The 26,620-nt window shown below is 62.3% G+C and carries 24 protein-coding genes; 14 read left to right on the top strand and 10 right to left on the bottom strand.

Annotated elements, in window-relative coordinates; all coding sequences use genetic code 11:
* Positions 1–50 precede the first annotated feature (50 nt).
* Together dnaB and ABI582_RS11835 are read left to right on the top strand one after the other, a co-directional pair.
* Positions 51–1,448, top strand: coding sequence for a replicative DNA helicase (dnaB, locus tag ABI582_RS11840; RefSeq protein WP_019471349.1), 1,398 nt, complete (start codon positions 51–53; stop codon positions 1,446–1,448).
* A 505-nt stretch (positions 1,449–1,953) separates the two neighbouring features.
* Positions 1,954–4,254: a YgiQ family radical SAM protein gene (locus ABI582_RS11835; RefSeq protein WP_442119265.1), complete on the top strand. Its 2,301-nt coding sequence runs from the start codon at positions 1,954–1,956 to the stop codon at positions 4,252–4,254.
* A gap of 129 nt (positions 4,255–4,383) precedes the next feature.
* Here the strand turns inward: ABI582_RS11835 and ABI582_RS11830 are convergent, their stop codons facing one another.
* Positions 4,384–4,971 carry a TIGR00730 family Rossman fold protein gene (locus ABI582_RS11830; protein WP_019471457.1) on the bottom strand — a complete coding sequence of 196 codons (588 nt, stop codon included), beginning with the start codon at positions 4,969–4,971 and terminating at the stop codon, positions 4,384–4,386.
* A 349-nt stretch (positions 4,972–5,320) separates the two neighbouring features.
* Here ABI582_RS11830 and azu point away from each other — a divergent pair, with 349 nt between their 5' ends.
* Positions 5,321–5,770 (top strand): azurin, encoded by a 450-nt coding sequence (azu, locus tag ABI582_RS11825; protein ID WP_132844083.1) that lies wholly within the window; start codon positions 5,321–5,323, stop codon positions 5,768–5,770.
* 111 nt (positions 5,771–5,881) lie between these two features.
* On the opposite strand, the gene nadE is transcribed toward azu, so the two are convergent.
* Together nadE and pncB are read right to left on the bottom strand one after the other, a co-directional pair.
* A complete protein-coding gene (nadE, locus tag ABI582_RS11820) occupies positions 5,882–6,709 on the bottom strand; it encodes an ammonia-dependent NAD(+) synthetase (RefSeq protein ID WP_234226696.1) in 828 nt (275 codons plus the stop codon).
* Positions 6,710–6,712: 3 nt separating this feature from the next.
* Entirely contained in the window at positions 6,713–7,918 is a 1,206-nt protein-coding gene (gene pncB, locus ABI582_RS11815) for a nicotinate phosphoribosyltransferase (RefSeq protein WP_016501865.1), read from the bottom strand.
* A 480-nt stretch (positions 7,919–8,398) separates the two neighbouring features.
* Here pncB and ABI582_RS11810 point away from each other — a divergent pair, with 480 nt between their 5' ends.
* From ABI582_RS11810 to ABI582_RS11785, 6 genes are all read left to right on the top strand, one after another.
* On the top strand, positions 8,399–9,535 hold the full coding sequence (locus ABI582_RS11810) for a branched-chain amino acid ABC transporter substrate-binding protein (protein ID WP_442119264.1): 1,137 nt from the start codon (positions 8,399–8,401) through the stop codon (positions 9,533–9,535).
* 154 nt (positions 9,536–9,689) lie between these two features.
* Positions 9,690–10,604 carry an ABC transporter permease subunit gene (locus ABI582_RS11805; RefSeq protein ID WP_016489422.1) on the top strand — a complete coding sequence of 305 codons (915 nt, stop codon included), beginning with the start codon at positions 9,690–9,692 and terminating at the stop codon, positions 10,602–10,604.
* A 2-nt stretch (positions 10,605–10,606) separates the two neighbouring features.
* Entirely contained in the window at positions 10,607–11,908 is a 1,302-nt protein-coding gene (livM, locus tag ABI582_RS11800; RefSeq protein ID WP_016489421.1) for a high-affinity branched-chain amino acid ABC transporter permease LivM, read from the top strand.
* Positions 11,905–12,780, top strand: coding sequence for an ATP-binding cassette domain-containing protein (locus ABI582_RS11795; RefSeq protein WP_442119263.1), 876 nt, complete (start codon positions 11,905–11,907; stop codon positions 12,778–12,780). Before livM ends, ABI582_RS11795 begins: the two co-directional genes overlap by 4 nt.
* A complete protein-coding gene (locus ABI582_RS11790; RefSeq protein ID WP_442119262.1) occupies positions 12,777–13,493 on the top strand; it encodes an ABC transporter ATP-binding protein in 717 nt (238 codons plus the stop codon). Before ABI582_RS11795 ends, ABI582_RS11790 begins: the two co-directional genes overlap by 4 nt.
* Positions 13,494–14,086: 593 nt before the next feature.
* Complete coding sequence (locus ABI582_RS11785) at positions 14,087–14,854, top strand: SDR family oxidoreductase (protein ID WP_442119261.1); 768 nt, start codon at positions 14,087–14,089, stop codon at positions 14,852–14,854.
* Between the two features lie 117 nt (positions 14,855–14,971).
* On the opposite strand, the gene ABI582_RS11780 is transcribed toward ABI582_RS11785, so the two are convergent.
* The 3 genes from ABI582_RS11780 to ABI582_RS11770 form a co-directional block, all read right to left on the bottom strand.
* Positions 14,972–16,069 (bottom strand): AGE family epimerase/isomerase, encoded by a 1,098-nt coding sequence (locus ABI582_RS11780; RefSeq protein ID WP_442119260.1) that lies wholly within the window; start codon positions 16,067–16,069, stop codon positions 14,972–14,974.
* Positions 16,070–16,142: 73 nt separating this feature from the next.
* The gene (locus ABI582_RS11775; protein WP_086977225.1) at positions 16,143–16,775 is read right to left on the bottom strand and encodes a TetR family transcriptional regulator; all 633 of its coding nucleotides are present in this window, start codon (positions 16,773–16,775) and stop codon (positions 16,143–16,145) included.
* 122 nt (positions 16,776–16,897) lie between these two features.
* Positions 16,898–17,350, bottom strand: coding sequence for a phage infection protein (locus ABI582_RS11770; protein WP_338745397.1), 453 nt, complete (start codon positions 17,348–17,350; stop codon positions 16,898–16,900).
* Between the two features lie 340 nt (positions 17,351–17,690).
* Between ABI582_RS11770 and ABI582_RS11765 the strand changes: the two genes are divergently transcribed.
* The gene (locus ABI582_RS11765; protein ID WP_442119259.1) at positions 17,691–19,757 is read left to right on the top strand and encodes an AsmA family protein; all 2,067 of its coding nucleotides are present in this window, start codon (positions 17,691–17,693) and stop codon (positions 19,755–19,757) included.
* Positions 19,758–19,869: 112 nt separating this feature from the next.
* Here the strand turns inward: ABI582_RS11765 and ABI582_RS11760 are convergent, their stop codons facing one another.
* A complete protein-coding gene (locus tag ABI582_RS11760) occupies positions 19,870–20,400 on the bottom strand; it encodes a ferritin-like domain-containing protein (protein ID WP_016501855.1) in 531 nt (176 codons plus the stop codon).
* 42 nt (positions 20,401–20,442) lie between these two features.
* Positions 20,443–20,784 carry an osmotically-inducible lipoprotein OsmE gene (osmE, locus tag ABI582_RS11755; protein WP_442119258.1) on the bottom strand — a complete coding sequence of 114 codons (342 nt, stop codon included), beginning with the start codon at positions 20,782–20,784 and terminating at the stop codon, positions 20,443–20,445.
* A 122-nt stretch (positions 20,785–20,906) separates the two neighbouring features.
* Between osmE and ABI582_RS11750 the strand changes: the two genes are divergently transcribed.
* Complete coding sequence (locus tag ABI582_RS11750; protein WP_442119257.1) at positions 20,907–21,797, top strand: alpha/beta fold hydrolase; 891 nt, start codon at positions 20,907–20,909, stop codon at positions 21,795–21,797.
* 10 nt (positions 21,798–21,807) lie between these two features.
* On the opposite strand, the gene ABI582_RS11745 is transcribed toward ABI582_RS11750, so the two are convergent.
* Complete coding sequence (locus ABI582_RS11745) at positions 21,808–22,680, bottom strand: DMT family transporter (RefSeq protein ID WP_442119256.1); 873 nt, start codon at positions 22,678–22,680, stop codon at positions 21,808–21,810.
* Positions 22,681–22,931: 251 nt separating this feature from the next.
* Between ABI582_RS11745 and ABI582_RS11740 the strand changes: the two genes are divergently transcribed.
* The 3 genes from ABI582_RS11740 (at position 22,932) to ABI582_RS11730 (ending at position 25,148) form a co-directional block, all read left to right on the top strand.
* Entirely contained in the window at positions 22,932–23,720 is a 789-nt protein-coding gene (locus tag ABI582_RS11740; protein WP_442119255.1) for an AraC family transcriptional regulator, read from the top strand.
* Between the two features lie 62 nt (positions 23,721–23,782).
* Positions 23,783–24,070 (top strand): PsiF family protein, encoded by a 288-nt coding sequence (locus ABI582_RS11735; protein ID WP_442119254.1) that lies wholly within the window; start codon positions 23,783–23,785, stop codon positions 24,068–24,070.
* Positions 24,071–24,140: 70 nt separating this feature from the next.
* Positions 24,141–25,148 (top strand): AI-2E family transporter, encoded by a 1,008-nt coding sequence (locus tag ABI582_RS11730; protein ID WP_016501849.1) that lies wholly within the window; start codon positions 24,141–24,143, stop codon positions 25,146–25,148.
* A 134-nt stretch (positions 25,149–25,282) separates the two neighbouring features.
* On the opposite strand, the gene ABI582_RS11725 is transcribed toward ABI582_RS11730, so the two are convergent.
* Positions 25,283–26,554: an Hsp70 family protein gene (locus tag ABI582_RS11725; protein WP_442119253.1), complete on the bottom strand. Its 1,272-nt coding sequence runs from the start codon at positions 26,552–26,554 to the stop codon at positions 25,283–25,285.
* Between the last annotated feature and the right edge of the window lie 66 nt (positions 26,555–26,620).

The raw sequence follows: 26,620 nt of genomic DNA, 5'->3' as shown, positions 1-26,620 counted from the left end.
TACAGGCCGTGCCCTTTGTCTTTTTCATCCTCCAGAATTCTTTCGTGGCCATGAACGAGATCACCACCTCCGAACAGCTTGACCTGCAAACCGCCGCCCTGAAGGTGCCGCCGCATTCCATCGAGGCCGAACAGGCCGTGCTCGGTGGCCTGATGCTGGACAACGAGGCCTGGGAGCGGGTGCTGGACCAGGTGTCGGACGGCGATTTCTACCGCCATGACCACCGGCTGATCTTCCGCGCCGTGCACAAGTTGGCCGATGCCAACCAGCCATTTGACGTGGTGACGCTGCACGAGCAGTTGGACAAGGAAGGCCTGTCCTCGCAGGTAGGCGGCCTGGCTTACCTGGCCGAACTGGCCAAGAACACCCCGTCGGTGGCCAACATCAAGGCCTACGCCGCGATCATTCGCGAACGGGCCACACTGCGCCAGCTGATCAGCATCAGCACCGATATTGCCGACAACGCGTTCAACCCGCAGGGGCGCAACGCTGCAGAGATTCTGGACGATGCCGAGCGGCAGATCTTCCAGATCGCCGAGGCACGGCCAAAGACCGGCGGCCCGGTGGGTGTCAACGAGCTGTTGACCATGGCCATCGACCGCATCGATACGCTGTTCAACTCCGACAGTGATATCACCGGTATTTCTACCGGCTACACCGACCTGGACGAGAAAACCAGCGGCCTGCAGGCAGCCGACTTGATCATCGTCGCGGGCCGTCCGTCGATGGGTAAAACCACCTTCGCCATGAACCTGGTGGAAAACGCCGTGTTGCGCAGCGAAAAGGCGGTGCTGGTGTTCTCCCTCGAGATGCCAGGTGAATCGCTGATCATGCGTATGCTCTCGTCCCTGGGCCGTATCGACCAGACCAAGGTGCGTTCCGGCCAGCTGGACGACGACGACTGGCCGCGGCTTACCTCCGCAGTCAACCTGCTCAACGACCGCAAGCTGTTCATCGACGATACCGCTGGCATCAGCCCGTCGGAAATGCGTGCGCGCACGCGTCGCCTGGCGCGTGAGCACGGTGAAATCGGCATGATCATGGTCGACTACCTGCAGCTGATGCAGATCCCGGGCTCTTCCGGTGACAACCGCACCAACGAAATTTCCGAAATCTCCCGCTCGCTCAAGGCTTTGGCCAAGGAGTTCAACTGCCCGGTCATCGCCCTGTCGCAGCTGAACCGCTCCCTGGAACAGCGCCCCAACAAACGCCCGGTGAACTCCGACTTGCGTGAATCGGGTGCAATCGAGCAGGACGCCGACGTGATCATGTTCGTGTACCGGGACGAGGTGTACCACCCCGAGACCGAGCACAAGGGCGTGGCCGAAATCATCATCGGTAAACAGCGTAACGGCCCCATTGGCTTCGTGCGCTTGGCGTTTATCGGCAAGTACACCCGCTTCGAGAACCTTGCGCCGGGCATGTACAACTTCGACGATGACGAGTAACGGGCGATTGCTGTTGGGGGTCAAGCACTGAGGGGCTGACTTCGTATTGCATGAAGGCGGCCATGTACTCGTCGCGGCAATTTCAGCGTCTATGAGATCGAGCGCCGCCCGCGCGGCGCATCGCGAGCAAGCTCGCTCCTACGTTTGTTTCGGGCCAGTTACGCCTGTGACAGGCGCGCGCGACCGCCTTGTTTGTACGACGCGATATCGCGCCATGCACCAAGGCGTTCGCGCGCAATACCCACAGGAATAATTGGCCCGAAACAAACGTAGGAGCGAGCTTCGCTCGCGATGCGCCGCGCGGGCGGCGCTCGATCTCATAGGCGCTGAAACTGCTGCGGCGAACACTTGGCAATCTCACCACAAGCCCTAAGCCAAGCACCTGGCAGCCTTCACCCAACCGTCGCCCAACCCACCAATCCCCACGAAGACAGTCGGATTTGGTCAAAATTTGTGCTATATTCCGCGCCCGCGATTTCCCTGCACACCAGAACCGGTCACTGACATGCAAGCAGCCAAACCACTCTACGACTATCCCAAGTACTGGGCCGAATGCTTCGGGCCAGCACCTTTCCTGCCAATGAGCAGGCAGGAGATGGATCTGCTCGGCTGGGATTCCTGCGACATCATCATCGTGACCGGTGATGCCTACGTCGACCATCCGTCGTTCGGCATGGCCATCATCGGCCGCCTGCTGGAAGCCCAGGGCTTTCGCGTAGGCATCATTGCCCAGCCGAACTGGCAGTCGAAAGACGATTTCATGAAGCTTGGCGAGCCGAACCTGTTCTTCGGCGTGGCCGCGGGCAACATGGACTCCATGATCAACCGCTACACCGCCGACAAAAAGATCCGTTCCGACGATGCCTATACCCCTGGTGGCCTGGCCGGCAGCCGTCCGGACCGCGCCAGCCTGGTGTACAGCCAGCGCTGCAAGGAAGCCTACAAGCATGTGCCGATCGTACTCGGCGGCATCGAGGCTTCGCTGCGCCGCATCGCCCACTACGACTACTGGCAGGACAAGGTGCGTCACTCGATCCTGATCGACGCCAGCGCCGACATCCTGCTGTTCGGCAACGCCGAGCGTGCGGTGGTGGAAGTGGCTCAGCGCCTGGCCAGTGGCGAGACGATCGAGAGCATCACTGACATCCGCGGCACCGCGTTCGTGCGCCGTGATACCCCGCAGGGCTGGTACGAGATCGACTCCACCCGCATCGACCGCCCGGGCCGCGTCGACAAGATCATCAACCCGTACGTGAACACCCAGGACACCCAGGCCTGCGCCATCGAGCAGGCCAAGGGCGACCAGGAAGACCCGAACGAAGCCAAGGTGGTGCAGATTCTCGACAGCCCGGCCGTGACCCGGGAAAAGTCGGTAATCCGCCTGCCTTCGTTCGAAAAGGTGCGTAACGACCCGGTGCTCTATGCCCACGCCAACCGCGTGCTGCACCTGGAGACCAACCCGGGCAACGCCCGCGCCCTGGTGCAGAAGCACGGCGAAGTGGATGTGTGGTTCAACCCGCCACCCATCCCCATGACCACCGAAGAGATGGACTACGTGTTCGGCATGCCTTACGCCCGTGTGCCGCACCCGGCCTATGGCAAGGAGCGCATCCCGGCCTACGAGATGATCCGTTTCTCGGTGAACATCATGCGTGGCTGCTTTGGTGGCTGCACCTTCTGCTCGATCACCGAGCATGAAGGCCGCATCATCCAGAACCGCTCGCACGAGTCGATCCTCCACGAGATCGAAGAAATGCGCGACAAGGTGCCGGGCTTCACCGGCGTGGTCTCCGACCTTGGCGGGCCAACCGCCAACATGTACCGCATCGCCTGCAAGAGCCATGAAATCGAGAAGCACTGCCGCAAGCCGTCGTGCGTGTTCCCGGGTATCTGCGAAAACCTCAACACCGACCACAGCTCGCTGATTGAGCTGTACCGCAAGGCCCGTGCCCTGCCAGGTGTGAAGAAAATCCTGATCGCCTCGGGCCTGCGCTATGACCTGGCCGTGGAGTCGCCGGAGTACGTCAAGGAACTGGTTACCCACCACGTTGGCGGCTACCTGAAGATTGCCCCGGAGCACACCGAGCGTGGCCCGCTGGACAAGATGATGAAGCCGGGTATCGGCTCGTACGACCGCTTCAAGCGTATGTTCGAGAAGTACTCGAAAGAGGCGGGCAAGGAGCAGTACCTGATTCCGTACTTCATCGCCGCGCACCCGGGCACCACCGACGAAGACATGATGAACCTGGCCCTGTGGCTGAAGGGCAACGGCTTCCGCGCCGACCAGGTACAGGCGTTCTACCCCTCGCCGATGGCCTCGGCCACGGCCATGTACCACTCGGGCAAGAACCCGCTGCGCAAGGTGACCTACAAGAGTGAAGGGGTGGAGATCGTCAAGAGCGACGAGCAACGCCGCCTGCACAAGGCGTTTTTGCGCTACCACGACCCGAAGGGCTGGCCGATGCTGCGTGAAGCGCTGGAGCGTATGGGCCGCGCCGACCTGATCGGGCCGGGCAAGCACCAGCTGATCCCTTTGCACCAGCCGCAATCCGACACGTATCAGAGCGCGCGCCGCAAGAACTCGACGCCAGCGGGCAGCCACAAGGTGGGCAAGGACCAGAAGATCCTCACCCAGCACACCGGCCTGCCGCCGCGTGCCAGCGATGGCAGCAAGCCGTGGGACAAGCGTGAGAAGGCCAAGGCCGAGGCGTTTGCGCGTAACCAGCAGGCGGCCAAGGAACGCAAGGAAGCAGCCAAGGGCGGCAAGGGCAACAAGAAGCCGCGTCAGCCCGTTATTCCGCGCTGATTGATCTATTTTGGGGCTGCTTTGCAGCCCTTTCGCGGCACAAGGCCGCTCCTACAAGAAACCGCGATTCCCTGTAGGAGCGGCCTTGTGCCGCGAAAGGACCGCAAAGCGGTCCCAAAAATCTCAGCTTCAATCAGGCTGCTTGTCGACCCACTTCGGCACCACCGGCGCCACAAAACGGTCCATCCCGTCCAGCAGTGCGTCCGGCTGCTGCCCCAGCAGCAACATCGCCCGATGTTGCGGCCGCACAAAGCCTTCTTCGACGATATGGTCGAGGAACCCACCCAGTTTCTCGTAGAAACCGTTCACATCCAGCAGCCCCAACGGCTTGGCGTGATAGCCCAGTTGCCCCCAGGTCCAGACTTCGAACAATTCTTCCAGCGTACCCAGCCCACCCGGCAGGGCGATGAAGGCATCGCTCAGCTCGGCCATGCGCGCCTTGCGTGCATGCATGCCGTCGACCACTTCCAGGCGGCTGAGGCCCTTGTGGCCGATTTCGGCGTTCATCAGGCTTTCGGGAATGATCCCGATCACTTCGCCACCGGCCGCCATGGCCGCGTCGGCAACGGTGCCCATCAGGCCGACCGCGCCGCCGCCATAGACCAAGGTCAGGCCGCGGCGCGCAATGGCCTGGCCAAGTGCGATGGCTGCTTCACGGTAGGCAGGGTTGGCGCCGATGCTGGCGCCGCAGAACACACAAACGGAACGTACGGGCATTGCTCATCTCCTGTCACTCAGGTGGACAGGGTACGGCGCATGCCCGTCGCTTCCAAGGCTGTGTTCATTCCGGGCGGGAGAATTCGCAGATGGCACCCGTGGCCCCGTGGGCATAGGCGGCGAGCAGGCTGTTGATGAAGGCAGAGATGGGCATTTGGTATTGCTCCTAAATGAGAGGTTGTCCCATCGTCTATTAAAAGGGCATGATGTGCTCTTAGATTGGTTGTATACAATCCATTGAACAATTCTACTGGCTGGCCTCTTGACGCCCCCTTGACTCATATCAGAAAGGGGCCGAACGGTTTCAGGCAGTCTCGCAATTGATAAAACCCTGCCAAGGAGATTCATGATGTTTGCGAAAGCTGTAGCGGTATCCCTGCTGACCCTCGCCAGCGCCTCTGTCTTTGCAGCCGAATGCTCGGTGACTGTCGAATCGACGGACCAGATGTCCTACACCACCAAAGAATTCACCGTCGACAAGAGCTGCAAGGAATTCACCGTCAAACTGACCCACTCCGGCAACCTGCCGAAGAACGTCATGGGCCACAACCTGGTGATCAGCAAGACTGCCGACATGCAGGCCATTGCTACTGAAGGCATGACCCAGGGCATCGAAAAGGGCTACCTGAAGGAAGATAACGCCAACATCATCGCCCACACCGCGATGATCGGTGCACCGGAAAAAGAGACCGAAGTGAAGTTCGACACTTCCAAGCTGGAAGCCGGTGGTGACTACAGCTTCTTCTGCACCTTCCCGGGCCACATCTCGATGATGAAAGGCAAGGTCGTCGTCAAGTAATCAAAGGCTGACGCTGTACCCTGTGGGAGCGGGTTTACCCGCGAATGCGATGGTGAGGCCACTGACGTATTCGCGGGTGAACCCGCTCCCACAGGTCTTTCTACAGCCTGATCACGGGGCGAACGGCAGTTCGCGCTTGTGCTGGGTCTTGCGGTAGGTGGCGACGATGATATCGAACGCCGCCTGATCAACCGGCAACCCATGCAGGAAGGCATCGATCTGCTGGTAGGTCACGCCATGTGATGCTTCGTCCGGTTTGCCCGGCTCCAGGTCTTCAAGGTCCGCCGTCGGCACCTTCTCCACCAGTGACTCCGGTGCGCCAAAGCTGCGCGCAATGGCCCGTACCTGGTTCTTCACCAGCCCGCTCAGGGGCGCGAGGTCGCAGGCACCATCACCAAACTTGGTAAAGAAGCCCATCACCGCCTCGGCGGCGTGGTCGGTACCGATCACCAGGCCCGCGCGGGCGCCGGCGATGGTGTACTGGGCGACCATGCGGGTACGGGCCTTGACGTTGCCCACCACAAAGTCCACCAGCGTGGGCGAGCCGTTCTTCAACTCCACCACTTCAGCGGCCAATGCCCGCACCGCCGGGGCGATATCCACGGTGTGCACTTCATCGGCCTTGATCACGTCCAGGCAGGCCTGGGCGTCATGCTCGTCGTGCTGCACCTGGTAGGGCAGGCGCACGGCAATGAAGGTGTATGCCTTGTCGCCGGTTTCGGCCCGCAGTTCATTCACGGCGCGCTGGGCGAGCAAGGCGGCAGTCAGCGAGTCGACACCGCCGCTGATGCCCAGCACCAGGGTCTTGAGCCGGGCGTTGGCCAGGCAATCCTTGATGAACGCCACGCGCCGGGCGACTTCGGCCTCGAGCGCGGTAGCGTCGGCGAACGGCGGCTGTACCTTCAGCGCCTGGGCAATCTCTTGCTGAACCGCTTGCATGGGTTACTCCTTGCTGGGGACTTTGAATACGTGGCGCATGTAGGCGACGAAGTTCTCGTCACGGCATTGGGTCTTGGCGGCTTCGTCCGAGATCTTGGCCACTGGCGCGCCGTTGCAGTCGGTCATTTTAAGCACGATGTTCATCGGCGCCACACCCGGTATGTCGCAGGTCAGGTTGGTGCCGATGCCAAAGCTGACGTTGATGCGACCGCGCAGGGCACGGAAGATCTCCAGTGAGCGGGTCAGGTTGAGGCCGTCGGAAAACACCAGGGTCTTGGTCATCGGGTCGATACCCAGTTTCTGGTAATGGGCAATGGCCTTCTCCGCCCAGGCCACCGGCTCGCCCGAGTCGTGGCGCAGGCCGTCGAACAGCTTGGCAAAGTACAGGTCGAAATCGCCAAGGAAGGCATCCATGGTGATGCAGTCGGTCAGGGCGATGCCGAGCAGGCCGCGGTACTCGCGCACCCAGCAGTCCAGCGCGGCGATCTGGCTGTCGATCAGGCGCGGGCCGAGTTGCTGGTGGGCCATGATCCACTCATGGGCCATGGTGCCCAGCGGCTTGATATCCAGTTTCCATGCCAGGTCGACGTTGCTGGTGCCGACGAAGCGGGCCGGGAAGTCGTCGCGCAGCACCCGCACCACGTCTTCCTGCACACGGCTGGAAAAACGCCGGCGGGTGCCGAAGTCGGCTACCTGCAGGTTGGCCAGTTCGTCATCGCTGGCATGTGCGCGTAGCCAGTCGAACTTGCGGTACAGCTGGTCGCGGGCCTCGGCCAGGCGCATGTGCGGGTGCAGATGGCGGTTGCGCACTTCGCTGATGATCGCCAGCAGTGGCACTTCGAACAGGATCACATGCAGCCACGGGCCTTTCAGGCGCAGGAACAGCTGGTCGTTTTCAATGCCGATACGCACGTAGCGCAGGTTGAAGCGGAACAGGCGCAGAAAGCGCAGGAAGTCGGGCTTGAGGAAGCTGATGCGTTCCAGGAAGGCCAGCTGGCCATCATCCAGGGTGAGGTCGCTGAGCAGTTCGAGCTGGTGGCGGATCTCGCCCAGGTAGGGGCGCAGGTCCTCGCCGTTACGGCAGCGGAATTCCCATTCGACGTCGGCGTCCGGGTAGTTGTGCAGCACACCCTGCATCATGGTGAGTTTGTAGAAGTCGGTGTCGAGCAGGTTGTGCACGATGCGCTCGGCGAATGCGCTTTCGCTCATCAAGGGGGCTCCGGAAGCGGCGAATGGCCGACATTGTGCCAGCCTTTTGGGCCTTGTTGTGTCTGGGCTGGCCTCTTCGCGGGTGAACCCGCTCCCACAGGGCTGCCACAGGGCTGCGTATCTGCCAAAACAGAGGTGTTTTTCCGTGCACCGGCTAGCCTTCAAACGGTGCCGCCTGTAGCAGTCGCGCACCAGCGGTGTGCACTTCGGTGACGTCCGCTGTTACAGGGCGGTTGCACGTAAACACTTGCCAGGGTTGCAATGATGGCACATGGCGGTTGCTCCTTGTCTGTACGTGTGGTGGCGCCTGCCGCGCGGCAGACGGTTGCACGCTCAATAAAGAAAAGGCCGTCGGTCGCCTGCAGTGCGCCTGCGCAGTGTGTTTTCCCGGAAGACAAAACCTATGGCACGGCCCTTGCTCTGAGCACAGGGTTGAGAAGTTGTAGTGCCAACCAAAAAAAACTCTAGGAGCACCACCTCATGTCGCAGACGTTTTACAAGAAAGGTTTCCTGGCACTGGCCGTCGCTACGGCCCTGGGTGTTTCTTCGTATGTTCAGGCCGACGTCAAGATCGGTGTAGCGGGCCCGATGACCGGGGCTAACGCGGCGTTTGGCGAGCAGTACATGAAAGGTGCGCAGGCAGCGGCCGACAAGATCAACGCAGCCGGTGGCGTGAATGGCGAGAAAATCGTACTGGTGCCGGGCGATGACGCCTGCGAACCTAAGCAGGCCGTGGCTGTGGCCAACCGCCTGGCCGACCAGGACAAGGTGATCGGCGTAGTGGGCCACTTCTGTTCTTCCAACACCATTCCGGCGTCCGAGGTGTATGACGAAGCGGGCATCATCGCCATTACCCCGGGCTCGACCAACCCACAGGTGACCGAGCGCGGCCTCGGCGCCATGTTCCGCATGTGCGGCCGTGACGACCAGCAGGGTATCGTTGCTGGCGACTACATCGTCGACGTGCTCAAGGGCAAGAAAGTCGCGGTGCTGCACGACAAGGACACCTACGGCCAGGGCCTGGCCGACGCGACCAAGGCGCAGCTGGAAAAACGCGGCGTGAAGCCTGTGCTGTACGAAGGCCTGACCCGCGGCGAGAAAGACTTCAGCGCCGTGGTTACCAAGATCCGCTCCACCGGTGCCGACGTGGTCTACTTCGGCGGCCTGCACCCAGAGGCCGGCCCGCTGGTACGCCAGCTGCGCGAGCAGGGCCTGAAGGACGTCAAGTTCATGTCCGATGATGGCATCGTCACCGACGAACTGGTGTCTACCGCTGGCGGCGCGCAGTACGTCGATGGCGTGTACATGACCTTCGGCGCCGACCCGCGCCTGCTGCCAGACAGCAAGGCGGTGGTGGAGGAGTTCCGCAAGGCCGGTACCGAACCTGAAGGCTACACCCTGTACGCCTATGCCTCGCTGGAAGCCTTGGCCGCTGCGTTCAACGGCGCCAAGTCGAACAAGGGCGAAGACGCGGCCAAGTGGCTGAAGGCCAACCCGGTCAAGACCGTCATGGGCGAGAAGAAGTGGGACAGCAAGGGTGACCTGACCGTGTCCGACTATGTGGTCTACCAGTGGGACAAAGACGGTAAGTACCACCAGCTGGAAAAACAAAAATAATAACGGCCCACGGCCCGGGCTGATGCTCGGGCCCAAGCCCCTGCGGTACCTGTCTTTATTCGGAGATCTGCACGGTTCTGCACTGCGGGGGCCGCTTTATCCGTGGCCTGCCGTGGTCGGCGCTCGTGCAATCTCCATCAGGTGAGATTGCGTTATGGATGGTATTTTCCTGCAGCAACTGGTCAACGGCCTGACCCTCGGGTCGGTCTATGGCCTGATCGCCATCGGCTACACAATGGTCTATGGCATCATCGGCATGATCAACTTCGCGCACGGCGAGGTGTATATGATTTCCGCGTACCTCGCGGCAATCAGCCTGGCATTGCTGGCCTATTTCGGCGTCGAGTCGTTCCCGCTACTGATGTTGGGTACGCTGTTGTTCACCGTCGTCGTCACGGGCGTCTATGGGTTCACCATCGAACGCATCGCCTACAAACCCCTGCGCAACTCCACCCGCCTGGCGCCGCTGATCAGTGCCATCGGCATCTCGCTGATCCTGCAGAACTACGCACAGATCAGCCAGGGCGCCCGCCAGCAAGGCGTGCCCACCCTGCTTGAAGGGGCCTTGCGTGTCGAAGTCGGCACCGGCTTCGTGCAACTGACCTACACCAAGATCTTCATCCTGATCGCCGCCTTCGTGGGCATGGGCCTGCTCACCTACGTGATCAAGTACACCAAGCTCGGCCGCATGTGCCGTGCCACCCAGCAAGACCGCAAGATGGCCTCGATCCTGGGCATCAACACCGACCGGGTGATTTCCTACGTGTTTGTCATCGGTGCGGTAATGGCCGCCCTGGCCGGTGTGTTGATCACCATGAACTACGGCACCTTCGACTTCTACGCCGGCTTCATCATCGGCATCAAGGCGTTCACCGCCGCAGTGCTCGGTGGCATCGGCTCGCTGCCTGGCGCCATGCTTGGCGGCATCATCCTGGGGATTTCCGAGTCGCTGTTTTCTGGCCTGATCAACTCCGACTACAAGGACGTGTTCAGCTTCTCGCTGCTGGTGATGATCCTTATCTTCCGCCCACAAGGCCTGCTGGGTCGCCCGCTCGTGGCTAAGGTGTGAACATGTCCGTTGCCAAAACTGCCTCTGTCAGCGAAACCAAGGGTTTCGACCTTAAACGCAGCCTGCTGGAGACCCTCGTCGCCGGCCTGCTGGCACTCATTGTGTTTGGCCCGGTCGTCGGCGTTGTGCTCGACGGCTACACCTTCAATGCCGAGCCTCGCCGCGTAGCCTGGCTGGTCGGCGGGGTGATGGTGGGGCGCTTCCTGCTCAGCCTGTTCCTGCAGAGCGCCGCTGGCGTGCGCATGCTTCAGGGCTTCGACAGCGGTGGCTCGGGTGTGCATGTGAACGCACCGGACTACAAGTCGCGCTTGCGCTACATCATCCCGGCGCTGGTGGTGATTGCCATCGTCTTCCCGATCTTCGCCAACAAGTACCTGCTGACCGTGGTCATCCTCGGCCTGATCTACGTGTTGCTGGGGCTTGGTCTTAACATCGTGGTCGGCCTGGCCGGCCTGCTCGACCTCGGCTACGTGGCGTTCTATGCCATTGGTGCCTACGGCCTGGCACTGGGTTACCAGTACCTCGGCCTGGGTTTCTGGAGCGTGCTACCCCTGGCGGCCATCGCCGCCGCGTTGGCGGGGTGCATACTGGGCTTCCCGGTGCTACGAATGCACGGTGACTACCTGGCAATCGTGACCCTGGGTTTTGGCGAGATCATCCGCCTGGTACTGAACAACTGGCTGTCGTTCACCGGAGGCCCCAACGGCATGCCGGCGCCTTCGCCAACCTTCTTCGGCCTGGAATTCGGCCGCCGGGCCAAGGATGGCGGGGTGCCGATCCACGAGTTCTTCGGCTTCGATTACAACGCCAACCTCAAGTTCGTGTTCATCTACGCGGTGCTGTTCCTGGTGGTGCTGGCCGTGCTGTACATCAAGCACCGCCTCACCCGCATGCCGGTAGGCCGCGCCTGGGAAGCGCTGCGCGAAGACGAGATCGCCTGCCGCTCGATGGGCCTGAACCACGTACTGGTCAAGCTTTCGGCGTTTACCCTGGGTGCCTCCACGGCCGGCCTGGCCGGGGTGTTTTTCGCCACATACCAGGGCTTCGTCAACCCGTCGTCGTTCACCTTCTTCGAGTCGGCGCTGATCCTCGCCATCGTCGTGCTGGGTGGCATGGGCTCGACCGTGGGCGTAGTGATTGCAGCGTTCGTGCTGACCGTGGCGCCCGAACTGCTGCGCAGCTTCTCCGAATACCGGGTGCTGTTGTTCGGCGTGTTGATGGTGCTGATGATGATCTGGCGACCGCGTGGGCTGATCCGCATCAGCCGTACCGGTGTGACCCCGCGTAAAGGAGTGGCGCCATGAGCGACGATATCATTCTCTCGGTCGACAACCTGATGATGCAATTCGGTGGCATCAAGGCGCTGAGTGATGTCAGCCTGAAGGTCCGGCGCAACCAGATCTTCGCCCTGATCGGCCCCAACGGCGCCGGCAAGACCACGGTGTTCAACTGCCTGACCGGCTTCTACAAGGCCAGTGGCGGTCGCATCGAGTTGAACGTGCGCGGCAGCCACACCAACGTCATCCAGTTGCTTGGCGAGCGCTTCCAGGCGGCGGACTTCGTGTCGCCGGCACGCTTTACCAACCGCTTGTACTACAAGATGTTCGGCGGCACACACCTGGTCAACCGCGCAGGCCTGGCGCGCACCTTCCAGAACATTCGCCTGTTCAAGGAAATGTCGGTGGTGGAAAACCTGCTGGTGGCCCAGCACATGTGGGTCAACCGCAACCTGCTGGCCGGGGTGCTCAACACCAAGGCCTACCGCAAGGCCGAAAGCGACGCGCTGGACCACGCATTCTACTGGCTGGAAGTGGTCGACCTGGTCGACTGCGCCAACCGCCTGGCCGGCGAGCTGTCGTACGGCCAGCAGCGCCGCCTGGAAATTGCCCGGGCCATGTGCACGCGGCCGAAGATCATCTGCCTGGACGAACCGGCGGCGGGCCTGAACCCCCAGGAAACCGAGGCCCTCAGCCGCATGATTCGTGTGCTGCGTGACGAGCACGACATCACCGTGGTGCTGATCGAGCACGACATGGGCATGGTCATGAGCATTTCCGACCATATCGTGGTGCTGGACCACGGCAACGTGATTGCCGAAGGCGCGCCGCAGGAAATCCGCCACAACCCGACGGTGATCGCCGCCTACCTGGGTGCAGATGAAGAGGAACTGGTATGAGTGCACCCATTCTGGAACTGAAGGACCTGGACGTGTTCTACGGGCCGATCCAGGCGCTGAAAAAGGTTTCGATGCACATCAACGAAGGCGAGACGGTCAGCCTGATCGGCGCCAACGGTGCCGGCAAGTCGACCCTGCTGATGTCCATCTTCGGCCAGCCCCGCGCTGCGGCCGGGCATATCGTTTATCGAGGCACCGACATTACCCGCAAGTCGTCGCACTACATTGCGTCCAACGGTATTGCCCAGTCGCCGGAAGGGCGCCGGGTATTCCCCGACATGACCGTCGAGGAAAACCTGATGATGGGCACCATCCCCATCGGCGACAAGCATGCCGCTGAAGACATGCAGCGCATGTACGAGCTGTTCCCGCGGCTGAAGGAACGGCGTACCCAGCGGGCCATGACCATGTCCGGTGGCGAGCAGCAGATGCTGGCGATTGCCCGGGCGCTGATGAGCCGGCCGAAGTTGCTGTTGCTGGACGAGCCCTCGTTGGGGCTGGCACCGATCGTGGTCAAGCAGATCTTTGCGACCCTGCGTGAGCTGGCCAAGACCGGAATGACCATTTTCCTGGTGGAGCAGAACGCCAACCATGCGTTGAAGCTGTCAGACCGGGCGTATGTGATGGTCAACGGGGAGATTCGCATGACCGGGACCGGGCAGGAGCTGCTGGCCAACGAGGAAGTGCGCAACGCCTATCTTGGCGGGCACTGAGTTACATCCGGGGCTGCCAAGCAGCCCCATTCCCATGTGGACAACTTGCCGCGCCTTATTCTCGATACACACCAACACTCCCTCGCAAGCCCTTGTTTCCACAGGCTTGATCTTGTCCACCGATAATGTGGAACCGCCTGTGGAAAACATGGTGGCATCTCGCTACAGCCCTTTGATACCAAGCCCTGCAGAGATGCGATCATTTTTTGATCACATGCTTTCTGTGGATGACTTTTCAGGGTTTTTCACAGGCCCCAAAGCACTTCGAAATCAGGGTCATAGCTGTGGATAACTCTGTGGGAAAACCTTGGACAGACTGCTGCAGGCAGCATGCTTGAAAGCTTTGCATCCTCACCGAGAAGATATCCACCGACCACACAACGCTGAAAGGGTTCCGCACTGTGGACGAGTTGCCCCCAATCCGTGGGGAAAGCCTTGTGGATAACATGCGCATAGCTCGCGCCGAGCCTTCTGCCGCAAGGGTTTGCCGTATATGAACAAAAAATGTACAGCGCCCCGAACGGCTTGCTGCCAGCGCGCCGCGCGGGCATGCTGCAAAGCTGCCGATGACAACCTACCGTGAGGAACAGAGCATGACGTCCACCGTATTCATCACTGGCGCCACATCCGGTTTCGGCGAGGCCACCGCCCGCCGCTTTGTCGAAGCTGGCTGGAAGCTGGTGCTCACTGGTCGCCGCAAGGAGCGCCTGGACGCCCTGTGCGCCGAGCTGTCGGCCAAGACCGAAGTACACGGCCTGGTGATCGACGTGCGTGACCGCAAGGCCATGGAGCAGGCCATCGCCAGCTTGCCGGCCGGGTTCGAGAAGATTCGCGGCCTGGTCAACAACGCCGGCCTGGCACTGGGTGTGGATGCGGCGCAGAACTGCAGCCTGGACGACTGGGAAACCATGGTCGACACCAACATCAAGGGCCTGATGTACACCACCCGCCTGCTGCTGCCACGCCTGATCGCCCACGGTCGCGGCGCGTCGATCCTCAACGTAGGTTCTGTGGCGGGCAACTACCCGTACCCGGGCAGCAACGTGTATGGCGGCACCAAAGCCTTCGTCGGCCAGTTCTCGTTGAGCCTGCGCTGCGATCTCCGTGGCACTGGCGTGCGCGTCAGCAACATCGAGCCAGGCCTGTGCGAGAGCGAGTTCTCGCTGGTGCGCTTCGGCGGTGACCAGGCCAAGTACGACGCCACTTACGCGGGTGCTGAGCCGATCCAGCCGCAGGACATTGCCGAGACCATCTTCTGGATCCTCAACCAGCCGGCGCACATCAACATCAACAGCCTGGAGCTGATGCCGGTGAGCCAGGATTGGGCAGGGTTCTCCATCGACCGTTCGGTCAAGGGCTGATCAACAAAGCGGGGCCGCTTTGCGGCCCATTCGCAGCACAAGGCTGCTCCTACAGGCATTGCGCAGGTTTCAGACGCACTGCTATCCCTGTAGGAGCAGCCTTGTGCTGCGAAAGCGTCAGTTCAGGCGCTGCAACCCTTCCAGGCAAGTCGCCAAATGGTAGGGCGTAGTCGATGGCATATCATGCCGGCTGACGTTGCCCTCACCATCCCGGCACTCATACCAGCCCGCTTCGCGCAAGAACCGCGCTTGCAGCGCCTGCAGCTGGTCAACCAGCTTCGCCTCACTCCCCGCGCGTAATACCAGCGCCCGCAGGTACTCCGCCTGGGCCCAGATGCGTTGTGTGGCATCCAGCACCCGGCCATCCACATCCAGCATCGCCAGCACCGCCGTATCCTTCACCCCGTACTGCTCGGCAAAGCCGAAAGCCCGGTCGATGGACGCATGCAACGGTGTGGCACGCAGCAGCGGTGACGTGTGCAGCAGGTAGAACCACTCAAACTGGTGCCCCGGCTCGAACCAGTTATCCACAGCCCCGCGTGGCTTTTCCAGCATCAGGCCATGGGCCGGTTCGACGAAGTGCGCCTGCAGCGCTTCACACAACTGCAGCAGCGACTGCTGGGTATGTTCATCACCACGCACCGCCAGCACCTGCAGGAACGCCTCGGCCAGGTGCATCTGCGGGTTCTGCAGCGGGCCGCTGCCCAGGTCGGCCCAGTCTTCATCCAGGCTGGCTTCGTACAGGCCGTCGTCACGGGCGAACTGTTGGTCGATGATGTCCAGCGCGGCGTTCAGGGTGGATTCCACCAGGCTTTCGCGCACCTTGCCCCAGTAGTGCGCGCAGGCAAACACGATGAACGCGTGGGTGTACAGGTCCTTGCGCCGGTCCAGCGGCTTGCCTTGGGCGTCGATGCTGTAGAACCAGCCACCGTGCTCGGCGTCGTGAAAGTGCTTTTGCAGCGAGCGGAACAACGCCGCCGCCCGCTCGGCTGCGCCCGGTTGCCCGATACGGCTGCTGAACAGGTACAGCTGGCGTGCGCAGGCCATGGCCCGATAGCGCTGCACCGGCAAGGGCTGGTGCTGGGCGTCCAGCGCCTCGTAGGGCAGGGCCAGGTCGGCATTCCAGCCCGGGCCTTCCCACAACGGCACGATGCATTCGGCGAAGTGCTGGTTGAAGCGGGCCAGTTCAGGCAGGGTGGGGCGGGGGTCGGACATTTCGGCGCTCGTCGCTGTCGGGCAGGGCGCCATGGTAGCAGAACTGGCGTTTTCAGTAGCCTGTGCCGGCCCATCAGCCCGGGTTGCCGAGCCCTTGCCAATGCCGCGCGCCGACGAAGATGAAGCGCAATTGCTGGGTGATCTTTTCCTGCGCCGTCAGTGCCTGTGGATAACCCGAATCGGGGCTGTCGATAAGCTCGGGCAGGGTCGCGAACACGGTCTTCACCACCAGGTCGGCCATCACTGCCAGCGCGGCGTTGTCCAGGTGCTGCCAGCGCTTCATGCGCGCCAGGTCGGTGGCCAGATCGTCGCTGATGTCCTGGCGCAGGCGGGCAATGGCCTGGCGCACGGCCTGTGAGCCACCGTATTGCTCACGGGCCAGAAACAGGAACTGCGCGCGGTGAGCAGCCACCACGTCGAGGAAAATGCGCACCGAAGCATCGGTGATGCCGCCCAGTTCGAATTCGTTCTGGCGCACCAGGCGGATTGTCTGGCGGAAGGTGGTGTCGATTTCGGCCACCAGGGCCAGGCCCAGGGCGTCCATGTCGGGGAAATGCCGGTAGAAGCCGGTGGGCACGATGCCAGCGGTCTTCGCCACTTCGCGCAGGCTGATACTGCCGAAACCACGGCCACTCTCCATCAGCAGGCAGGCGGCATCGAGCAGGGCCTGGCGGGTCTGTAGCTTCTGTTCGGCGCGCGGCAGCATGATGCGGGCTTCTATGACGGTAAGGCTGGGCACTCTAGATAAAAAAACAAAGCCCGGTCAATGGACCGGGCCTGGAGGGGAGCAAGCGGTGTGACAGAGGTTGTTCTTTTCGGCCATGGTGATCAGCTCACACGGCTGAGTTCAACCAGGCGATCCGAGCCACCTTCAGCAACGCGGCCAGCTTGTTCGATCAGGCGATCCGAGCCACCTTCGGCAACGCGGCCGGCTTGTTCTATCAGGCGATCCGAGCCACCTTCGGCAACGCGGCCGGCTTGTTCTATCAGGCGATCCGAGCCACCTTCGGCAACGCGGCCAGCTTGTTCGATCAGGCGATCCGAGCCACCTTCGGCAACGCGGCCAGCTTGTTCGATCAGACGGTCCGAGCCACCTTCGGCTACACGGCCGGCTTGTTCGATCAGGCGATCAGAGCCACCTTCGGCAACGGTTTTCAGCGGCTGGGCGATTTCGGCAGCGCTGGAGCGGGATTCGGCGGTCAGGTGTTGTTCGTCGGCTGGCAGGGCAAAAGCGTTGGCAGCCAGGATGGACAGGGTCAGGGTCAGCAGGTGGCGTTTCATGATTTCGGTGCTCCTCTCGGGGGCTGGAAAGTGGGTACGGAGCCAATGCTACGCTCGGTAACGCCAGAGAGAAGTTCATACGGGTAATGGTAACAATCGACCGCATTGATAGAGGTTGGCAACCGCTCTGGAAAGCGCTTTACCGCTTGGCTGAGGCTGACGTGAAGGTCCTGTTGACGGGTAGCAGGCAGCGCTTGACGCGACGTATTGCTGAGCAAAAGGCCAGGAAAACTTCGCTATCATGGCGCTCTCGATAAAACCCCACGGGTTTTCCACAGTCCGACATATTGACTGCCATAGCTGTACCCGTTTTGTGCCATGCCGCAAGGAGAATCACGCAATGACGCGTCCCGCCAGAATCCTCCTCTGGGCCCTCGCCACCCTGTTAACCCTGCTGGCGATTCTGGTGGTGGTGATCGCTACCTTCGACTGGAACCGCGTAAAGCCCCTGCTCAACGAAAAGGTTTCCGAGGCCCTGCACCGGCCCTTCGCAATCAACGGCAACCTGGCCGTGCACTGGCGCACCGAGCCTGAAGAGGGTGGCTGGCGTGCCTGGGTGCCATGGCCGCATTTCATTGCCGAGGACCTGACCCTGGGCAACCCGGAGTGGCTCAAGGAACCGAAGATGGTGGGCCTGGAGCGCGTGGAATTCCGCCTGGCGCCGTTGCCGCTGGTGTTCCAGCAGATCAGCATCCCGCGCATCGACCTGACCAAACCCACTGCCAGCCTCACTCGCCTGGCCGATGGCCGTGCCAACTGGACGTTCGACTTCGGCCCCAAGGATGAAAACGCAGAACCGTCCAAATGGCAGCTGGATATCGGTGCGATCGGTTTCGACCAGGGTAATGTCAGCTTCGACGATCAAACCCTGAAAACCAGCATGAAGGTGCAGATCGACCCGCTGGGCAAGCCGATCCCGTTCAGCGACATCGTCGGCAAGGCCAGCGCCGAGAAGGCCGGTGGTGCACAGGACTACGCCTTCGGGCTCAAGGCGCAAGGCCGCTACAAGGGCCAGCCGGTGTCCGGTACCGGCAAGATCGGCGGCCTGCTGGCCCTGCAGGACGCCAGCCAACCGTTCCCGGTGCAAGCCGACGTGCGCATCGCCGACACCCATGTGGTGCTCGCCGGCACCCTGACCGACCCGCGTAACCTCGGTGCGCTCGACCTGCGCTTGCGCCTGTCCGGCGCAAGCTTGGGCAACCTTTACCCATTGACCGGGGTGACCCTGCCGGACACCCCGGCCTACTCGACCGACGGCCGCCTCAGCGCCAACCTGCATGCACCGCAAGGCGCGACGTTCAACTACCAGGGCTTCAACGGCAAGATCGGTGACAGCGACATCCACGGTGACCTGGCCTTCGTCGCCAGCCAGCCACGGCCCAAGCTGTCCGGCAACCTGGTGTCCAACCAGTTGCTGTTCAAGGACCTTGCGCCGCTGATCAGCGCCGACTCCAACGCCGAGCAGAAGGCACGTGGTGGTGCCAGCAAGCAGCCAACGGGCAAGGTGCTGCCGGTTGAAGAATTCCGCACAGAGCGCTGGCGCGCGATGGACGCCGATGTCACCTTTGCCGGCAAGCGCATCGTGCATAGCACGCAACTGCCGTTCAACGACCTGTCGGCCCATGTGATGCTCGAAGACGGGCTGTTGCGCCTGGAGCCCCTGCGGTTTGGCGTCGCCGGCGGCAACCTGGCCTCCAAAATCCGCCTGGACGGCCGCAGCGTGCCCTTGCAGGGTCGCGCCCAACTGACTGCCCGAGGCTTCAAGCTCAAGCAGCTGTTCCCCACTTTCGCGCCGATGCAGACCAGCTTTGGCGAGTTGAACGGCGATGCCGACATCAGCGGCCGCGGCAATTCGGTTGCGGCCCTGCTGGGGACGGCCAATGGCGACCTGCGCATGCTCATCAACGATGGCGCGATCAGCCGCAGCCTCATGGAAATCGCTGGCTTGAACGTGGGCAACTACGTGGTCGGCAAGCTGTTCGGTGACGAGGATGTGAAAATCAATTGCGCAGCGGCCGATGTCGGGCTCAAGGACGGCCTGGCGACTACGCGGTTGTTCATCTTCGATACCGAGAACGCGATCATCTACATCAACGGCACGGCCAATTTTGCCTCCGAGCAGTTGGACTTGAAGGTGACCCCGGAATCGAAAGGCCTGCGGCTGTTCTCGCTGCGTTCGCCGCTGTATGTGCGCGGGCCGTTTGCCAAGCCGAGTGCAGGCGTGCAGGCGCTGCCGTTGGCACTGCGCGGGGCGGGTATGGTGGCGCTGGGGGTGGTGGCCGGGCCGGCGGCAGGGTTGCTGGCGCTGATTGCGCCTAGCAGCGGGGATGATCCCAACCAGTGCACGCCGCTGTTGCAGCAGATGAAGGCGGGCAAGGCGCCAGCTGAAGTGAAAGGCAAGAAGTGATGGGGGCCGCGTTGCGGCCCATTCGCGGCACAAGGCCGCTCCTACAAGGGATCGCTTTCCCCTGTAGGAGCGGCCTTGTGCCGCGAATGGGCTGCAAAGCAGCCCCTTGCGATTACAGCCCTTGCAGCAGGTCGGACATGTCGTCCGCGTGCTCTTCTTCCTGGGCCAGGATGTCCTCAAAGATGCGCCGGGTGGTCGGGTCCTTGTCGCCGATGTACTGAATGATCTCGCGGTAGCTATCAATGGCGATCCGCTCTGCCACCAAATCTTCCAGCACCATCTCTTTCAACGAATTCCCCGCCACATACTGGGCGTGGGAATTCTTGGTCAGGTTGTCGGGGTTGAAATCCGGCTCGCCGCCCAGCTGCACGATGCGCTCGGCCAGCTTGTCGGCATGTTCGGCTTCCTGGTTTGCGTGCTCCAGAAACTCCTCGGCAGCCGCGCTGGCCTTGATGCCACTGGCCATGAAGTAGTGGCGCTTGTAGCGCAGCACGCATACCAGCTCAGTGGCCAGCGATTCATTCAGCAGGCGCAGGATTTCCTGACGGTCGGCGTGGTAACCCTCGGTCACCGCGCCTTGCTCCACATGCTGGCGGGCACGTTCGCGCAGGGTTTTCACATCGGTCAGTTCAACATTGCTCATGTTTATCTCCATGCATATCAGGGTCAGGGTGGGGACGCAGGCTCACGCGCCGGGGACGGCGTCGCTGTCCTCTTGGCGTTGTTTACAGGTCTTGAATCCTTTGGCATCGACGTGGCCGGTGGCATCGAAGCGCACGTAGTAGGGCTGTTGCTTGCTGTCGCGGTTGAGGATGTAGTCGTTGCAGGTACCCCCGTGCGGCAGGTCGATCACGTTCGACGGGCTGCCGCCGATGGCGATGACCTTCTGCATGGTCATGCCGTGCTCCACCTGCTTGACCAGCGGTTCGTCGCGGTAGGTGACATAGTCCACCGGGTTTTCCGGGCGGCTGCCGCAGGCGGCCAGGGTGGCGCTTGCCAGAAGGATTGCCAGGGTCTGCTTGTACATGGTCCCGCTCCTTGCAAAGGGTCTGTGTGGTTTGGAACCACAGCGCGCGCCGGGAGTTCGATTGCGATGGTCATGATTGGCGCTGTAGTGTTGGCCGTCGTCCACGGAAAGGGGCTGGGGCAATGCAGCAGGAATTGGCCACGCGATACCCGTTGGTGCTGGTGCCGGGCATGCTCGGGTTTGTCCGGATAGTGCTCTACCCCTACTGGTTCGGCATCGTGCCGGCCCTGCGCAAGGGCGGGGCGCAGGTGTTCCCGGTGCAGGTTTCGCCGCTGCATTCCAGCGAGGTGCGCGGCGAGCAGTTGCTGGCGATCATCGAAGATATCTGCCAGCGCACCGGCGCCGACAAGGTCAACCTCATCGGCCACAGCCAGGGCGCCCTGAGCGCACGTTACGCAGCGGCCAAGCGGCCTGGGCGGGTGGCTTCGGTCACCTCGGTGGCTGGCCCCAACCACGGCTCGGAACTGGCCGACCACCTTGAGCGCACGGCCCCTGGCGATTCACCCCAGGGGCGCATCCTCAAGGCCGTGCTGCATGGTTTTGCCGTGTTGCTGGTGTGGCTGGAAACCGGCTGGCGCCGCGACCCGCTGCCGGTCGATGTGCACGCCTCGCACCAATCGCTGACCACAGACGGGGTGGCGCTGTTCAACCAGGCGTATCCACAGGGGCTGCCGCAGACCTGGGGCGGAGAAGGGGCCTATGAGGTCGATGGCGTGCGCTATTACTCGTGGTCCGGCACCTTGCAGCCCGGCCTGACTGACCAGGGGCGCAACCGTTTTGACGGCAGCAACCGCTTCTGCCGGTTGTTTGCGCGCGGCTTCGTCAAGGAAAAGGGCCATTGCGACGGCATGGTCGGGCGTTTCAGTTCGCACCTGGGGCAGGTGATCGGCGACGACTATCCGCTCGATCACCTGGATATCGTCAACCAGTCGCTCGGCGCCGTGGGCAAGGGCGCCGAGCCGGTGCGGCTGTTCACCGAACATGCAGCCCGGCTCAAGGCTGCCGGGCTTTAGTTCCAGGGCTTCAGCGGCGTATCGGCGTGGTCCAGCGCTCGGCCAGCACTACCCCTGCCAGGGTCAGCAGGCCCCCGACCAGGTGATAGCGCGCCAGTTGCTCGTCGAGCACCACGGCGGCGATCAGTGCGGTGATCAATGGCAGCAGGTTGAAGAACAGCGTGGTGCGGCTTGGCCCCAGCCGATGCACGGCCTGCATCCACAGCAGTGGCGCGATCATCGAGGCCAGCACGCAGGCGTACAGCACCAGGCCGATGTTATGGCTGTTCAGGCCGGTCTTGTCCGACAGAAGGAACAGCGGCAGCAGCACCAGGATTGCCACCAGCACCTGCAAGTAGAGCAACTGCAAGGGTGGCAGGCGCAACTGCCATTTCTTCAGCAGGAAGCTGTACAGCGCGTAGGCCAGGGTGGCCACCAGCATCAACAGGTCGCCGCCGTTCAGGCCCTGTTCCAGCAGGCTGGCGGGGTGCCCGGCACTGACCACTTCCAGCACGCCGAAAAATGACACCACCGCGCCCAGCAGGGCGCCGTAGCTCAGGCGCTGGCCCAGCCAGGCGATGGACAGCGCCAGCGACATCAGCGGCATCAGAGAGAGGATGATGCCCATGTTGGTGGCGCTGGTGATGCCGGCGGCGAAGTAGGCCAGGCTCTGGTACATCGCCATGCCCAGCACGCCCAGCACGAACACTTTGCCCAGTTGTGGGCGAATGGCTGCGCGGTTGCGCCATACGGCGGGCAGCAGGAATGGGGTGAACAGCAACCCGGCCAGCAGCCAGCGGTAGAAGCCGATCTCGGCAGGGTGGATGGCACCGGCGGACATCTTGGTGACCACAGTGTTGCCGGCCCAGATGAGGATGGCGGTGAGGGGGAACAGGTAATTCATGTAGCAGGTACTCGGTATGGCGGTTTTGGGGCGAGTCGTACTGATTGCGCGGTCCCTGTAGGAGCAGCCTTGTGCTGCGAAAGGGCCTGTGTGGGCGAAAGATCTTTCATGGCAGTGCCGGCCTCTTCGCAGCACAAGGCTGCTCCTACAGGGGCTCGGTGTGTCAGCAGGCCCCGGTGCCAGTCATTATCAACTGTCTGTCCATAAGCCTATACTTCTATCCAGACAACCCACCCCGCAAAGCAGACAGCATGCCGCGCAAATACCTCGATATCCCCCAATTCACCCAACTGCCGGCCTCGGTGTACTTCCGCCACGACGAGTTCGTTGCCGACACCCACAGCGCCGTGCACTGCCACGCCTGGGGCCAGCTCAACTACTCGGCTCACGGCGTGATGCACCTGGATGTGGCCGGCCAGCGTTTCCTGTCGCCGCCGCAATACGCCGTTTGGGTACCGCCCGATACCGAGCATGGTTGCTACAACCCTCAAGCCATCATCTACCGCTCCATCTATCTCGACCGCAGCCTGTGCGCAGCCCTGCCACCGCAACCCTGCAGCCTGATGATCAGCGATATCCTCAAGGCCATCCTTGGCGACTTCGCCCGGCGTGACCTGAAGGTGGCCGAAGACGAGCGCGACCAGCGCCTGGTGCAGGTATTGCTCGACCAGTTGCTGCTGGCGCCCACCCAAGCCTGCTACCTGCCGTTTGCCCACAGCGATGGCCTGCGGCAGGTACTCGACGGCCTCAGTGCCGAGCCCGGCGACAACCGCCCGCTGGCCGACTGGGCCGCCCGTGTGCATGTCAGCGAACGCACCCTGGCCCGCCAGTTTTTGCGCGAACTGGGCATCAGTTTTGGCGAATGGCGCCTGCGCCTGCGTTTTCTGCGTGCCATCGAAGCGCTGGAGGCCGGCCTGCCGATTCAGGCCATTGCCTTCGACCTGGGCTACAGCAGCGCGTCGGCGTTCATCGCCATGTTCCAGCGCCAGGCTCAGTGCACCCCCGAGCAGTACCGCCGGCAGGCACGGGCGGGGCGCTGAATTTCTTGGCTACACTCAGCTCGACCCCCGTGCGTCGGGCACGGAGCCAAGGAGACCACTCCATGAAAGTGCTGCAAATTCCATTGCTGGCGTTGGCGGTGTTGTTCAGCGCCCAAGGCTTCGCGGCCAATACCGCGCAGCAGGAAAAAATGAAAACCTGCAACGCCGACGCCACTGCCAAAACCCTCAAGGGCGATGAGCGCAAGGCCTTCATGAGCAACTGCCTGAAGAAAGACGTACCGCAAACCCAGCAAGAGAAGATGAAAACCTGCAACGCCGACGCCACCACCAAGGCCCTGAAGGGTGACGAGCGCAAGGCGTACATGAGCGACTGCCTGAAGAAGAAATGACCTGCGCCTATGCCTGCGCCGCCAAGGCTGGCAGACTGCGGGCACTCCCGCTGTCTGCCGTCGAGGCTGTATGACCTTTACCCCCCGTCAGATCACTCTGGCCAGCCTGATCATCGTCATGGCCGGCCTGCTGCTGGCTTTGCCCCTGAAGTTGTTGCCCAGCCTGCTGGCCGGCCTGCTGGTGTTCGAACTGGTCAACATGCTGACCCCGCGCCTGCAACCCCTGCTGGCTGGCCAACGCGCGCGCTGGCTGGCCGTGGCGCTGCTCGGTACGCTGGTGGTCATTACCTTGACGCTGTTGATTGCCGGTGCCTTCAGCTTTTTGTTGCACGAGGCGGAAAACCCCGGCGCCTCGCTGGACAAGTTCATGGCCCTGGTCGAGCGTGCCCGCGGTCAACTGCCGCCCTTCATCGAAGGCTACCTGCCCGCCAGTGCCGCTGAATTCAAGGTGGCCATCGGTGACTGGATCAAGAGCCACCTGAGCGACTTACAACTGGTGGGCAAGGGCATGGCGCACATGTTCGTGACGCTGCTGATCGGCATGATCCTCGGCGCGATCATCGCCTTGCAGCGTATCCCCGATGTTTCCCGGCGCAAGCCCCTGGCGGCAGCACTGTTCGAGCGCCTGAACCTGCTGGTGAAGGCGTTTCGCAACATCGTGTTCGCGCAGATCAAGATCTCGCTGCTCAATACGGCCTTTACCGGCATCTTCCTGGCGGTGGTGATGCCGCTGTTCGGCGTGCACCTGCCGCTGACCAAGACGCTGATCGTGCTGACCTTCCTGCTCGGCTTGCTGCCGGTGATCGGCAACCTGATGTCCAACACCCTGATCACCATCGTCGGCCTGTCGCTGTCGATCTGGGTGGCGGCGGCGGCGCTGGGCTACCTGATCGTCATCCACAAGGTCGAGTACTTCCTCAACGCGCGGATTGTTGGCGGGCAGATTAGCGCCAAGGCATGGGAACTGCTGTTGGCGATGCTGGTGTTCGAGGCGGCATTCGGGCTGCCCGGCGTGGTGGCGGGGCCGATCTACTATGCCTACCTGAAGAGTGAGCTTAAGCGGGAAGAGTTGGTCTGATTCTCTATTAGCCTGTACCGGCCTCTTCGCGGGTAAACCCGCTCCCACAGGTACTGCACAAGTCTCAAGTACTGTGCGATCCCTGTGGGAGCGGGTTTACCCGCGAAGAGGCCAGTCCAGGCCATAGAGATGAATCAGGCAGCGCCGTAACGCTTGCGGGCTTCGATGGCCAACCCGCTACCAATGCTGCCAAAGATGTTGCCTTCCACATGCCGCGCATTCGGCAACATCGCCGACACACTGTTGCGCAGCGCCGGAATGCCGCTGGAACCGCCCGTGAAGAACACTGTGTCAACCTGGCTTTCGCTCACGCCAGCCTTGGCCAGCAGCTCGTTCACGCTGCCGCGCACGCGCTCCAGCAAACCTTCGATCGCCTCTTCGAACAGCGCACGGGTCAGTTGTGCAGTCAGCTCGGGCTCGACGCGGCGCAGGTCGATGTGGCGGCTGTCCTGCTCGGTCAGCTCGATCTTGCTGGCCTCCACCTCCATCGCCAGCCAGTGCCCGGCGCGCTGCTCGATCAGCTTGAACAGGCGGTCGATGCCGAAACTGTCCTCGATGTCATAGCGCATGCTGCCCAGCGCCAGCTGCGACTTCTGCGAGTACAGGGCGTTGATGGTGTGCCAGGTGGCCAGGTTGAGGTGGTAGCTGGTGGGCATCAGCGCCCCGCTCTTCATGCGGCTGCCATAGCCGAACAGCGGCATCACGCCCTGCAGGCTCAGCTGCTTGTCGAAGTCGGTACCGCCGATGTGCACGCCGCCGGTCGCGAGAATGTCGCTTTGGCGTTCGGCGATCAGGTGGCGCTCGGGCGACAGGCGGATCAACGTGAAGTCTGAAGTACCACCGCCGATGTCGACGATCAGCACCAGCTCTTCACGGCTGATGCCCGACTCGTAGTCGAAGGCCGCGGCAATCGGCTCGTACTGGAACGAAACATCCTTGAAGCCGATCTTGCGCGCCACGTCGGCCAGGGTGTCCTCGGCTTCCTGGTCGGCAGCCGGGTCTTCGTCGACGAAGAACACCGGGCGGCCCAGCACCACCTGGTCGAATTCACGGCCAGCGGCAGCCTCGGCGCGCTTTTTCAGCTCGCCGATGAACATGCCCAGCAGGTCCTTGAACGGCAGGGCACTGCCAAGGACGCTGGTATCGTGCTTGATCAGCTTGGAGCCCAGCAGGCTCTTCAACGAGCGCATCAGGCGGCCTTCGTAGCCTTCCAGGTATTCGTGCAGTGCCAGGCGGCCATACACCGGGCGCCGCTCTTCGATATTGAAGAACACCACCGAGGGCAAGGTGATCTTGCCGTCTTCCAGGGCAATCAGCGACTCCACGCCAGGGCGGTGCCAGCCGACCGTGGAGTTGGAGGTGCCAAAGTCGATGCCCAGGGCGCGGGCCGGGGATACGTCAGACATGGGAAATCAGCTTCCGGAGGGAAAACGGCCGCGCAGTTTATGCCACTTGGCTACAGAATCAAGACC

Source organism: Pseudomonas sp. SAS7, assembly GCF_052112345.1.
In the GTDB taxonomy this organism is placed as follows: domain Bacteria; phylum Pseudomonadota; class Gammaproteobacteria; order Pseudomonadales; family Pseudomonadaceae; genus Aquipseudomonas; species Aquipseudomonas putida_Q.
Note: the sequence above shows the minus strand (reverse complement) of the source record. Positions and strands in the feature narration are given on the sequence as shown.